Source organism: Phaeobacter sp. QD34_24 (genome assembly GCF_028890115.1).
GTDB lineage: Bacteria > Pseudomonadota > Alphaproteobacteria > Rhodobacterales > Rhodobacteraceae > Phycobacter.
The window spans coordinates 120,577-132,249 of sequence record NZ_JARCJD010000004.1 but is presented as its reverse complement, the minus strand read 5'-3'; the positions used below and the strand labels follow the sequence as shown (position 1 = coordinate 132,249).

Sequence of the window (11,673 nt, the reverse complement as noted above, 5' to 3'; positions counted from 1 at the left end):
GGCCATGATGGCACGGATAGGCGGCACAAAATGCATCAAAAGCGTCAGCGAAAGCCCTGTCTTTGCCCCGCCTGCCGTGAAATCCTACCCGGCCGAAGGATGCATGCGCCGCTGTTTGCGCAGGGCAAAGGGCGTGATCCCGAAGACAGATTTGTAGAGCGAGGAAAACCCGTTGGGAAAACCGCAAGCCATGCCGATCTCGCGCACGCTGAGCGTGGTGTTCAATAGCAGGTTGTTGGCCTTGCTCAGCCGCATTTCCCGGTAAAATCCGTTTGGTGTGGTGCCAAAGAAGGTCTTGAACTTGCGCTCAAGGGAGCGATTGGACAGGCCCAGTTCCGCCACGATGACCCCGATCGGCAAGGGATCCTCGATATGGGCCTGCATCAGGCGAATGCAGTGATCCAGATCGCGATCCCCCGAGGTGGTCGGGCCATGGCCCGCAAAGGGCTGCAGCGAGGCAAAATCGCGGATGTGATCATGCAGCAGGATATTCGCCACCGTCACCTGCGCCGCCGCCGAGGTGAGCCGCCCGACCAGTGCCAGAACGATATCGGTGGTGGCGCCCATACCGGCACAGGTCACCACCAGCCCGTCCTCATGCGCCAGGGCCTGGCTGCCCGGCTCCATACCCAGCTGTTCGCGGAGCAAGTCCGAGTTCTCCCAATGGGTGGTATGGGGGCCGCTGGTGCCGCTCTGACTGCGGATATGGCGGGCGGCGGCCTCGGCCAGCAGATAGACCTGGGTGCCGCGGCTGGTATAGCTCTGGATCACCCGGCCCAGGGACAGGCCGGGATGACCGGGATCCGTGTTGCCCAGCACAAATGCAAAATCCGCATCGGGCCTTGCGGCAAAAGGCGTGGTGTCAACGCTGAGCCCCGATCGGCAACCAATCCGCCCGCCAGAGGCCGACCGCACGGTCCAATCGAACAGGGGGCGGGCCAGCACCCGGTTGGCAATGCGCAGCGTATCCGTGACGGCGGCCATTTCGGTCAGCACAAACCCTTCGCAGACCAGGATGTCAAACTGCCACCCGCCGGATTGAACACCACGCCCCTGTCCCATCGCCGCCCCGACCTGTCAGACGATCCGGTGACCGGCGCCGACCAGACGGCGAGCCAGTGCGGCGATGTGATCGGGGCCAACCTCACAGCAGCCGCCGACGATCGTGGCCCCTTGGTCGATCCACCCCATCACGAAATCGGCGTAGGCCTCCGGCCCCAGGTCCTTGCGTTCCTGCAAGGCGTCCACCGTGGGGGCATCCTTCAGAAACCCTTCGGAGATCCTGGTAAAGCCGTTGGCATAGGCGCCGAAGGGGCGGCCAAAGGTTTTCAGGATCTCCAGCCCCGCCGGGATCGCCTCGGGACGGGAGCAGTTGATCAGCACCGCATCGGGCGCGAACTCCGCCACCACCGGCGCCAGATCGGCCACCGGCTCACCCGAGCGCAGGTGGGTTCCATCCTCGTCATCCACTGTCACCGACAACCAGACAGGATGCCGGGCATTCCGGCACCCCATCAGCCCGCCGCGCGCCTGATCCACCGAGGCCACGGTTTCCAGGATGAAGAGATCCACGCGGTCGCGCATCAACTCGACCAGCTCGGCAAACAGCGGCGCTGCCTCGGCAGCGGGGGGCGTCTTGTCGGTGCGATAGGTGGCGCCAAGCGGCCCCATCGCCCCGGCCACCCTTCCCGCGCCATTGGCATCGCGCGCCGCACAAGCGCCCCGCAATGCCATGTCGATCAGATCCTCAAAGCGATCCTCGAGCCCGCCCATGGGCAGGCGGTCCCGGTGCACGGCATAGGTATTTGCCGTGGCAATCGTGGCACCCGCGTCGAAATAGGCCTTATGCACGGCCTCCACGGCTTCTGGCTGTTCCAGCATCACCGAGGTGGACCACATGGGCGTCGGCCGCCCCTTGGCGCGTTTCACCAGCTCCTGACCGATGGAACCGTCAAGCAATGTGATATCGGACATCTGCACCCTCCAAACTCTTCTGATTGCGCGCTAACTACAGATACTCAGGCGCGCAAGCGGGCATTTTGAGGATCCCAGAGCGGTTCGTCCTTCTGCACCACGGCCGGGCACATCTGCCCGTAGATTTCCACCGCCACTTCGGTGCCCGGCACAGCCAGATCGCTGCGCACCATGCCCAGCGCGATGGAGGCGCCCACACGGTAGCCCCAGTCGCCCGAGGTGGTCTCTCCGACGATCTCCCCATCCTTCCAGATGCAGGACATATAGGGGGCATCCGCCTCTGCCGCCTCGACCACCAGGGTCACAAAGCGTTTTGCCGGTCCGGTCTCTGCCTCTGCCGCCAGCACCGCCTTGCCGGGGAAATCCTGCGGCTTGGCCAGCCGGATGAAGCGATCAAGCCCGCCTTCGATGGCCGAGTAATCAGTGGACAGATCACCCTTCCAGGCGCGGTATCCCTTCTCGATCCGCAGGGCGTTCAGCGCATACATGCCAAAGGGTTTGGCACCCGCTCCCAGCACCGCCTCGTAAAGCGCCGGGATGTCAGCGGGGGCGGCGTGGATCTCCCAGCCCAGCTCCCCGGCAAAGGACACCCGCGCCAAGCCACAGTCGCGCCCGGCAATGCGCGCGGTCTGCACAGACAGCCAGGGCAACGACAGGTCGGCCTCGGTTCCGATGGCGGTGAAGATGTCGCGCGCGGCGGGGCCGGTGACGATCAGGGTCGAGAAGTCCCGCGTGCGGTCGTTGAGCGTGATCCCCTCGGGCAGGTCATGGGCCAGCACGTCGTAATCATGCCATTGCGCCGTGGCGGCGGTGATCAGCATGTAGTGATCCTCCCCGTGCCACATCACGCTCATCTCGGTCAGGATGCGGCCACGGGGATCGGTGAAATAGGCCAGCCCCATGCGCCCCTCGCCCGGAAGGCCGCCGGTGATCTTGCCCAAGAGCCAGTCGCGCGCGCCGGGTCCCTTGACCTCGAAGCGGGAAAATCCGGGCAGGTCCAGAACGCCGCAGTGATCGCGCACCGCCTCGCATTCCTCGCGGATGCGCGCCTCCCACGGTCCGGCACGGCCCCAGGTCTGTGTTGCTTCCTCGGAGGTGTCATCACCTGGTTTTGCAAACCAATTGGCGCGCTCCCAGCCGTTATAGGCGCCCATCTGGCCGCCCAAGCCGGTGACCCGCTCATGCACCGGGGAGAGCTTGCGATCCCGCCCGGCAGGCCATTCGTGGCGCGGGAAGTGCATGGCATATTCGTGGCCGTAGACCTCCATCCCCTTGGCAACGCAGTAGTCGTGATCGGTGTAATCGGTGTAGCGGCGCGGATCGCAGGACCACATGTCCCATTCCGTCTGCCCATCGACGATCCATTCCGCCAGCACCTTGCCCGCACCGCCGCCCTGGGCAATGCCAAAGGTAAAGACGCAAGCCTCGAAGGCGTTTTTCACCCCTGGCATGGGGCCGATCAGGGGCAAACCGTCCGGGGCATAGGGGATCGGCCCGTTGATAACCCGCGAAACCCCCGCAGTGGCCAGCGCGGGCACCCGCTCCATCGCGTCCGAGACGATATCCTCGATCCGGTCCAGATCATCGTTCCACAGCTGGAAGGAGAAATCCTCGGGCATGGGATCGGCGTCCGTATCCCAATGGGCGCGGCAGTTTGGCTCGTAAGGCCCCAGGTTGAAGCCGTGCTTTTCCTGCCGCAGGTAGTAGGAGACATCCACATCCCGCAAAAGTGGCAGTTTCTTCCCGGTCGCCTTGCTATGGGCTTCGATCTCGGGGATTTCCTCGGACAATAGATACTGGTGGCTCATCACCATCATCGGCACGCTGCGCCCGCCATAGGGTTTGAACCATTCCCCCACCCGCTGCGCGTAATACCCCGCAGCGTTGACCACATAGTCGCAGGCGATGTCACCCTTATCCGTATGCACGATCCAAGTGCCATCGTCGTTCTGGGTCACCCCGGTTGCCGGGCAGAAGCGCAAGATCTTCGCGCCCATGTCCCGCGCGCCCTTTGCCAGCGCCTGCGTCACCTGTGCCGGGTCGATGTCGCCATCATTGGGATCATACAGAGCGCCCGCCAGATCGTGGGTTTCCAAGAAGGGATAGCGCGCCTTGGTTTCCTCGGGGGTCAGGATCTCCATCCCCATCCCCTGATAGCGGCCCATGGCGGCGGCGCGCTCGAACTCCTGCATGCGCTCCTTCGTGTGCGCCAGCCGGATCGATCCGGTCTGGTGGTAGTTCATCGGGTAGTCGACCTCGTCCCCAAGTCGTGCGTACAGCTCGGTCGAGTAGCGCTGCATGTTCATGATCGACCAGGAGGTCGAGAAAGTCGGCACATTGCCCGCCGCGTGCCAGGTCGATCCCGCAGTCAGTTCGTTCTTTTCCAGGAGCACGCAATCGCTCCAGCCCTTCTTGGCCAGATGATAGAGGGACGAACAGCCGACAACACCGCCGCCAATGATGACCACGCGGGCCTTTGAGGGAAATTCAGACATGTTCAGCCTCTTTCATTGTTTATGTGTCGAGACGGCACATGACGTGCCGGTTTCCCATGCGCTGCGGGACGGCGGGCGGGAAGAAGGGTTTGTGTAAAGGGTGTCTGGCGCTAGACTTTGCATCACATCCCAGGAGCAAAGGATCGGGGGAGGCACCATGACTCGCTTTTCCAGCGTGCTGTTTCAGCTGTCCGGGGTCGAACCCGCCCGGCTCAGCGGTTTGGGGCATGATCTTCTGATCGTGGAAACCGGGCTGCGCTCGACAGCGGTGAGCCCGCATTTCACCTCTGCCGATCTGGCCGCGTTGCACCGCGAAAACACCACGGCGATCGGATATCTCAATATGGCTGTCACCGATCACAATCGGGACTACTGGCAGGCGGACTGGACTGTTGGCGGACCTGCGGACAACCCGGACATGGGAGCGATCAACCCGAATGCCGATGTTCCGGATTGGCTTCAAAATGCCCATGGAACGGCTGCGGACTTTGGCCGCATCGTTGACTACAGCGATCCGGACTGGCTTGCGACTGTCCTGGCGCCCTATGCCGCCGATATCGTTGTGGCCGGATTTGGCGGCCTGTTCCTGGACGATGTCGCGCAATACTACCAAGCGGCGGATCAATCGGACGGCAGCTATGCCCAATGGGAAGCCGCCAGGGACATGATGCAGCTGGTCGTCGATCTGGCCGAGGTTCTTGAGCGCGATCATGGCATCGACGCCGAGGCGCTGACCCTGGTGATGAATGGCGGGCCTTTCATCATCAGCGACTATATCTTTGCCCGTCCAGAGGATGAGACCTCTGCAATCGATTACGATCTGATCAACCGCTACCGGGCGCTGGTGGATGGTCTTGTGATCGAGAACGTCACCGAATCCGACTTCGGATTTTGGCGCACCGCGCGTGACTGGTTCAATGGGACCGGTCCCGGAGCGAGCGTTGCCGGTCAAGCGTTTCAGGAGGATCAAACCGATCTGATGGCACTCGAAACCGCCGGCTGGATCGACAATATCGGACGGCTGCTGTCGCGGTTGGACCGCATCGGGGCCGAGGTCTTCATCGCGCGAGACCCAGGTTACGATGCGGCCCTGACACCGGAGCGCATTGGAACCGCCGGTGCGGACCGGTTGCGCGGCGACATCACCGATGACGTTTTGATCGGGCTTGGCCACGCCGATATCCTGCGCGGGCGCGGCGGTGATGACATTATCTTCGGCGGGCGCGGGGATGATGTGATCTATGGCTCTGCCGGCGACGACATCATCTTTGCCGGTGGCGGAAACGACACCATCTACGGCGGCGGCGGCAATGACATCATCATTGGAGGCGCGGGCAGAGATGTGATCCACGGCGGGCGCGGGCGGGACAGTCTTGTCGGCGGCACCGGAGAGGATCTGGTGAACGGTGGGCGTGGTCTCAATGAGGTCTATCAGGACAGCCCGGCTCAGACCGTGCTGGACGACTGGTTCATATGAGGGGAACACCGCGCGCATCGGATTTCTAGTCGCGCTGAGGCAGCCCGTCGGCGATCTCGTAATAGTCGCCCTTGCTGCCGGTAAAGATGTGCTTTTCGATCTTCAGCCCGGTGGGGTCTTCGACCGCGCCAAGGGCAAAGCTGATGGTGTCTTCGTCATAGGCCTTCCAGAACAGGAAGGAGCCGCAGCGGGCGCAGAAGCCGCGTTTGGCATCCGGGGAGGCCTGAAACCAACTGACGGATCCGGTGATTGCAAGCTCCGCCTCCGGCACATAGGCCGAGGCCCAGATACCGCCCGATTGCTTGCGGCATTGGCCGCAGTGGCACATGGAGGCGCCTTTTGGGGCCGCAGCGGTTTCGAAACGGATATCGCCGCACAGGCAGGATCCCTTGATCATCGGACAGTCTCCACGCTTGGTGTGCTGCTGGCGCCCAAAAGCACGCCATAGATTATGAAACACAGGGCCAGCACCCGGCGGATCCAGACATTGAAAACGGCTTTGAGCGCCGCCTTGCCCATCAGAACCCCCAAGAGCGTAAAGCCCGTGTAGCTGAGCGTCGTCAGCACCAGCGCGGTCGGCATGATCACCGACATCTGCTCCCAGATCGGCACGCCGGGCTGCACGAACTGTGAAAAGGCGGCAAGGTATCCGGCGACGCTTTTAGGGTTGATCGTGGCGACCGCCAGTGCGTGCAGATAGACATGGCGCGCGGGCCGTTCGACCGCGGGCGTGGGGCGGGTTGCATTGATCCAGCCGCGAATGCCGAGGAAAATCAGGAACCCCGCGCCGATCACCTTGGCCACAAGGAACCCGGTCGGCGAGGCCGCGATCAGCGCCGTCACCCCCAGCGCCGACAGCACCAGAAAGGCGCTGGCCTGCGTCAGGATCGCCAGCACCCCCAGCATCGCCTTGGGCAGGCCCAGCGTCATGCCGTTGGAGATGCAATTGACCGCGTTCGGCCCCGGCGTGGTGACAAAGACCACCCAGAACAGGGCAAAGACACTCCAGGCTTCGAAACTCATGACGCGTCCCCCTCAATAGACCGGCGGGGCGATGACCCAGACGGCCACAGCGGGCGCATCATAGGGGTTGGCCCATTGATAGGGTTCATGGCGGATGCGGAAACTGTCGCCGGGGCCGACGGTGAAGGCGCGGCCGCCGATCACCAGGTCCAGCTTGCCCGAAATCATGTAGCCCACCTCCTGGGTGGGACGGTCCGCCGGGGTCTGCATGCGCGAGCGCGGCGCAAAGGTCGAATGCACCATCTCGAAATCATCAGTCAGATCGGGTGAGAGCAGCTCTTCGATCAACCCTTCCTCGCCCGAGCCCATCGGGCGGCGGGCACCTGCGCGCACCACGTAACCCTGTTCCTGCGCAGGCACATGGGAATGGGCGAACAGCATCGACATTGGCACACCCAGGCACTGCGCGATCTGGCGCAGGTCCGAGATCGAGGGCTCCGACAGGTCCCGCTCCACCTGGCTGAGCCAGCCGACGGAACGCTCCAACCGATCCGCGATCTCCGCCAGCGTCAGCCCGCGCGCCTTGCGCAGGGCGCGGATATCGGCGCCAAGGCTGGCAGAGGAAGGCGACAGATCGGACAAGGGGTGGCTCCGGTTCGTGAAAAAATGCAGCGCTTTTTCACGATGACCCGAGTCGGTGAAATTTCAAAGTGTTTTTTCACGAAGGCGAAGAAATCTCCACCTAGTGCGCAAAGACCTGTTTCAGGATCGCAGTCAGCTGATCCGCATCTTCCTGGGTAAAGGCATCGGGCTGATCGCTGTCGATGTCGAAGACGCCGATCAGATCCCCCGCCGCGTTCCAGACCGGCAGCACCAGCTCCGACCGGGTGGAAGAGGCGCAGGCGATATGGCCGGGGAAATCCTCCACGTCCGGCACCAGCTGTACCGCGCCGCTGCGCGCCGCAGCACCGCAGACGCCGCGCGAGAACGGGATCTGCAGGCAGCCATGGCCGCCCTGATAGGGGCCGATCTTCAGCAGCTCGGGGGCCACCACCCGGTAGAAGCCCGTCCAGTCGAAACGGTCGTCGCTGTGATGCACTTCGCAAGCAACGGTGGCCATCAGGGCAACCTCATCCGTCTCGCCCTCGGTCAGGGCGGCGATGGTCTTGGCCAAAGTGGTGTAATCGAGGCTCATCCTGTCAGGCTCCCGCGTTTTCGGTTCTCAGGATGCTCTATCCCGCGACAGGCACGTGGACGCAAGATCTCCTCACGCATCGGTGTGGAGCGCAAAGGCCAGCCACTGCGCCGCCTCCGAGATGGCGATATCGCCTTGCGGGACTACCTTGGTCAGGTTCAGGAAGCCGTGGATCTGGCCCGGATAGCGCGAGACGGTGACGGGAACACCCGCCTGTTCCAGCGCCGCCGCATAGGACAGGCCATCGTCCCACAGGGGATCATGCCCCGCCACCAGCACAAAGGCCTGCGACTGTCCGGCAAGGCAGGGCGACATCAAGGGAGAGATCTCCGGCGCCAGCCGGTCCTGGCCCTGCGGCACATATTGATCCATGTACCATTCCATCCGGGGTCGCGACAGCAGGGCATGATCATGCAGCGCCTGCACCGAGGCCGAGGTGAGCCGCGCATCCACCGCCGGATAGATCAGGAGCTGCGCCTGTGGCAGGGGCAGCCCGCCTTCGGACAGGCTGTGCAGCAGGCTTGCGGTCAGGTTGGCACCGGCACTGTCGCCGCCCACCGCCAGTCTGGCCGGATCGATCCCCAGATCCTCGGCATGATCCAGCAGCGCCCGGTAGCCTGCCATCACATCCTGCGGCGCCGCCGGGAAGGGGGCTTCCGGCGCAAGGCGATAGCTGAAGGCCACAACGCAGACCCCTGCCCGCGCCGCCAGTTTGGCGCACAGCGCATCATGGGTGTCGATGCTGCCCTGGATCCAGCCGCCGCCGTGCAGATACATCAGGCAGGGCATCGGTCGGCTTTGATCGATCGCTTCGGGAATATACTGGCGCGCGGGCCGCACCCCGTCAGCACCCGGCAGGGTAATATCGCGCCGTTCTACCGGAGCCGTGCAGGGCGCATCGAACTTTTCGACAAATCCAGCAAGTTGCGCCCGGCTTTCCTCTACCGTCGGCTGGACTGCGGGATCGCGCACCAGGCTCACCAGATCCGCAACCGCCTGCGCCTTGGGATCCGCGCGACGGCCATCGACCACGGGCAAGGCCCCGCCATATGACGCACGCACCAGGCGCTCGGGCAAAAGGACCCGCACCAAAGCCCAAAGCAGTTTTAAAGTCTTCATTGAAATCTCCCGGCTGAAATCACCTGCCCTTCGCCATGATACAGTCGGCACAGGCAGGATCACTCTGCGGAGGAGACAGCCGCCGCGCAAGTCATCTGGCACGGCGGCAAAGCAAAGGGCAGGGAAATGCCCCTGCCCTTTGATAGAAATCAGACGCGATCAGGCGCGATCAGACACGCTCGATGGCAATCGCCGTGCCTTCACCGCCGCCGATGCAGATGGCCGCAACACCGCGTTTCAGGCCGCGTTTCTCCAGCGCATTCAGCAGCGTCACCATGATCCGCGCACCGGATGCGCCGATGGGATGGCCCAGGGCACAGGCGCCGCCGTTGACGTTCATCTTGTCGCGGGAAATGCCCATTTCATGCATGAAGGCCATGGGCACCACGGCAAAGGCCTCGTTCACTTCCCACAGATCGACATCATCAACCGACCAGCCAAGACGTTTCAGCAGGTTTTGCGCTGCGGGTACCGGCGCGGTGGTGAACCAGCCGGGCGCCTGGGCGTGGCTGGCATGACCCATGATGCGCGCCCGCACGTTCAGGCCCTTTTCCTTGGCCGCCTCTTCCGAAGCCAGAACCAGCGCCGCCGCACCGTCTGAGATCGACGAAGCATTGGCCGCCGTCACCGTGCCATCCTTGCGGAAGGCAGGCTTCAGGTTCGGGATCTTCTCAGGACGGGCCGACTGGGGCTGCTCGTCCGTGGTGATGATTCGCTCGCCGCTGCGGGTGTGCAGGGTGACCGGGGTGATCTCACCCTCGAAGGCGCCGCTGCGTTCCGCGTCCAGCGCGTTCGACAGAGAGGCCAGCGCATATTGATCCTGCGCTTCACGGGTGAACTGGAATTTCTCTGCGCAATCCTCGGCAAAGGTGCCCATCAGGCGGCCCTTGTCATAGGCGTCTTCCAACCCGTCGAGGAACATGTGGTCGATGACCTGGCCGTGACCGATCCGCGCGCCATTGCGCATCTTGGGCAGCAGATAGGGGGCATTGGTCATGCTCTCCATACCGCCCGCGATCATCGTGTCGGCATGGCCGAGCGCGATCTGGTCAAAGGCGATCATCGCCGCCTTCATGCCCGATCCGCACATCTTGTTGAGCGTGGTGGCGGGTACCTCTTCGCCCAATCCGCCTGCGAATCCGGCCTGGCGCGCAGGTGCCTGGCCCTGGCCTGCAGGCAGAACGCAGCCCATCAGAACCTCGTCCACCGTCTCGGCGCCGGCACCGGCCAGTGCCGCCTTGATCGCCGCTCCGCCCAGTTCGGCGGCGCTGACGCCATCAAAGACACCCTGGAAACCGCCCATCGGGGTCCGGGCTGCACCAGCAATGACAACTTGTTTCATGAAATTTTCCTCCAATCGTCGAAATAATCCATACAGAATGCTAAGGTTTGAGGTCTAGAGTTCTTGTGAAGTACAGATTGATCCCCGGGGAATGACTATGAGCCTATCCAGTACTGTAACGGACGGCGCCCAGATCGTGACAGTCAATGCCGAGCGCATCGACGCAGCTATGGCGATTCGATTCAAAGAGAACATGCGCTCCGCCACCGAAAGCGGACCGGATCGCGTGATCCTTGACCTATCCGAAGTCCAATTCATTGATTCCAGCGGCCTTGGCGCGATTGTTGCCGCCATGAAGCAGCTGGGCCAAGGGCGCCAACTGGATCTGGCAGGCCCGACCCCCATGGTGGAAAAAGTATTCCGGCTGACGCGCATGGATACGATTTTCAACCTCTACAGTTCGCTGACCGAAGCGATCTCAGAAACCCAAGTCGGGACGTGATCGAACACGTGACCCCCCGCGCGAAGCGAGATGCTAATGGCTGAAACTTTTGCCTGCTCGTTCACGGCCACTGAACTGGATGCTCGTTCGGGCATCACAGAGGTTGTGAAACGGCTACGCGAAATGGGCATTCCGAAACTTCGGGTCGACGAAGTCCAAATCGCGCTGGCGGAAGCCGTAAACAACGTCGTGGAACACGCCTATGCCGGCAAGACACCCGGCGATGTGCGGATCCGCTGTTCGCTTGACCCGCAGCGACTTTGGATCGATATCAGCGACGCCGGCGATCCCTTTCCCGAAGGCCAGCTGCCCGAAGGCAAACCTGCAAACATCGACGTACCACTGGACCAGCTTCCAGAGGGCGGATTTGGCTGGTTCCTCATCCGGGAGCTTACCAGCGATATTCAGTATGAGCGCAACGCCGGGAACAACCAGCTGTCCCTGTGTTTCGAAATACAGGTGACACGGGCCTAGGAGGCACAGGTCCTGAGCCAAGCCATGCCGCCCCAAAGCCGCCACAAAACCGGCCTAAGACCGCCCAATTGATATGCTTTTCTCTTAACATGAGCTGGTTGTAGCTTTGCCCGGCGCCATGTTTCACTGCCCCCACCGAAGTCTTGGCGCCGGGTATTCCCTTGGCACGACAGCTGCCGTCGCTTGCGACCC

12 protein-coding genes are annotated in these 11,673 nt (G+C 63.0%); 3 read left to right on the top strand and 9 right to left on the bottom strand.

Annotation, left to right across the window (positions count from 1 at the left end):
• Positions 1–84: 84 nt before the first annotated feature.
• From PXK07_RS04540 to PXK07_RS04530, 3 genes are read right to left on the bottom strand one after another with little or no spacing between them, the layout of a single operon-like run.
• A complete protein-coding gene (locus PXK07_RS04540) occupies positions 85–1,062 on the bottom strand; it encodes a GlxA family transcriptional regulator (protein WP_274847006.1) in 978 nt (325 codons plus the stop codon).
• Between the two features lie 15 nt (positions 1,063–1,077).
• Positions 1,078–1,974, bottom strand: a complete 897-nt coding sequence (locus PXK07_RS04535) for a homocysteine S-methyltransferase family protein (protein WP_274847005.1) — start codon at positions 1,972–1,974, stop codon at positions 1,078–1,080.
• A 44-nt stretch (positions 1,975–2,018) separates the two neighbouring features.
• Positions 2,019–4,469 carry a GcvT family protein gene (locus PXK07_RS04530; RefSeq protein ID WP_274847004.1) on the bottom strand — a complete coding sequence of 817 codons (2,451 nt, stop codon included), beginning with the start codon at positions 4,467–4,469 and terminating at the stop codon, positions 2,019–2,021.
• 157 nt (positions 4,470–4,626) lie between these two features.
• Here PXK07_RS04530 and PXK07_RS04525 point away from each other — a divergent pair, with 157 nt between their 5' ends.
• The gene (locus PXK07_RS04525) at positions 4,627–5,946 is read left to right on the top strand and encodes a hypothetical protein (protein ID WP_274847003.1); all 1,320 of its coding nucleotides are present in this window, start codon (positions 4,627–4,629) and stop codon (positions 5,944–5,946) included.
• 25 nt (positions 5,947–5,971) lie between these two features.
• Here PXK07_RS04525 and PXK07_RS04520 read toward each other — a convergent pair whose 3' ends face one another.
• From PXK07_RS04520 to PXK07_RS04495, 6 genes are all read right to left on the bottom strand, one after another.
• Positions 5,972–6,343: a GFA family protein gene (locus PXK07_RS04520; RefSeq protein WP_274847002.1), complete on the bottom strand. Its 372-nt coding sequence runs from the start codon at positions 6,341–6,343 to the stop codon at positions 5,972–5,974.
• Positions 6,340–6,969: a LysE family translocator gene (locus PXK07_RS04515; protein WP_274847001.1), complete on the bottom strand. Its 630-nt coding sequence runs from the start codon at positions 6,967–6,969 to the stop codon at positions 6,340–6,342. The genes PXK07_RS04520 and PXK07_RS04515 overlap by 4 nt, the downstream gene beginning before the upstream one ends.
• 12 nt (positions 6,970–6,981) lie before the next feature.
• Positions 6,982–7,551: a helix-turn-helix domain-containing protein gene (locus PXK07_RS04510; protein ID WP_274847000.1), complete on the bottom strand. Its 570-nt coding sequence runs from the start codon at positions 7,549–7,551 to the stop codon at positions 6,982–6,984.
• Positions 7,552–7,651: 100 nt separating this feature from the next.
• Positions 7,652–8,104, bottom strand: a complete 453-nt coding sequence (locus tag PXK07_RS04505) for a GAF domain-containing protein (RefSeq protein WP_274846999.1) — start codon at positions 8,102–8,104, stop codon at positions 7,652–7,654.
• 72 nt (positions 8,105–8,176) lie between these two features.
• A complete protein-coding gene (locus PXK07_RS04500; protein ID WP_274846998.1) occupies positions 8,177–9,223 on the bottom strand; it encodes an alpha/beta hydrolase in 1,047 nt (348 codons plus the stop codon).
• A gap of 169 nt (positions 9,224–9,392) precedes the next feature.
• Positions 9,393–10,565: a thiolase family protein gene (locus PXK07_RS04495; protein WP_274846997.1), complete on the bottom strand. Its 1,173-nt coding sequence runs from the start codon at positions 10,563–10,565 to the stop codon at positions 9,393–9,395.
• Positions 10,566–10,662: 97 nt separating this feature from the next.
• Between PXK07_RS04495 and PXK07_RS04490 the strand changes: the two genes are divergently transcribed.
• Together PXK07_RS04490 and PXK07_RS04485 are read left to right on the top strand one after the other, a co-directional pair.
• Positions 10,663–11,007, top strand: coding sequence for an STAS domain-containing protein (locus PXK07_RS04490; protein WP_274846996.1), 345 nt, complete (start codon positions 10,663–10,665; stop codon positions 11,005–11,007).
• A 36-nt stretch (positions 11,008–11,043) separates the two neighbouring features.
• Positions 11,044–11,481, top strand: a complete 438-nt coding sequence (locus PXK07_RS04485; protein WP_274846995.1) for an ATP-binding protein — start codon at positions 11,044–11,046, stop codon at positions 11,479–11,481.
• The last annotated feature ends 192 nt before the right edge of the window (positions 11,482–11,673 follow it).

Coding starts and splice junctions, on each gene's coding strand:
- PXK07_RS04505 (WP_274846999.1), bottom strand. CDS start 8,104: ATGAGCCTCGATTACACCACTTTGGCCAAGACCATCGCCGCCCTGACC.
- PXK07_RS04535 (WP_274847005.1), bottom strand. CDS start 1,974: ATGTCCGATATCACATTGCTTGACGGTTCCATCGGTCAGGAGCTGGTG.
- PXK07_RS04520 (WP_274847002.1), bottom strand. CDS start 6,343: ATGATCAAGGGATCCTGCCTGTGCGGCGATATCCGTTTCGAAACCGCT.
- PXK07_RS04525 (WP_274847003.1), top strand. CDS start 4,627: ATGACTCGCTTTTCCAGCGTGCTGTTTCAGCTGTCCGGGGTCGAACCC.
- PXK07_RS04490 (WP_274846996.1), top strand. CDS start 10,663: ATGAGCCTATCCAGTACTGTAACGGACGGCGCCCAGATCGTGACAGTC.
- PXK07_RS04495 (WP_274846997.1), bottom strand. CDS start 10,565: ATGAAACAAGTTGTCATTGCTGGTGCAGCCCGGACCCCGATGGGCGGT.
- PXK07_RS04530 (WP_274847004.1), bottom strand. CDS start 4,469: ATGTCTGAATTTCCCTCAAAGGCCCGCGTGGTCATCATTGGCGGCGGT.
- PXK07_RS04515 (WP_274847001.1), bottom strand. CDS start 6,969: ATGAGTTTCGAAGCCTGGAGTGTCTTTGCCCTGTTCTGGGTGGTCTTT.
- PXK07_RS04485 (WP_274846995.1), top strand. CDS start 11,044: ATGGCTGAAACTTTTGCCTGCTCGTTCACGGCCACTGAACTGGATGCT.
- PXK07_RS04500 (WP_274846998.1), bottom strand. CDS start 9,223: ATGAAGACTTTAAAACTGCTTTGGGCTTTGGTGCGGGTCCTTTTGCCC.
- PXK07_RS04540 (WP_274847006.1), bottom strand. CDS start 1,062: ATGGGACAGGGGCGTGGTGTTCAATCCGGCGGGTGGCAGTTTGACATC.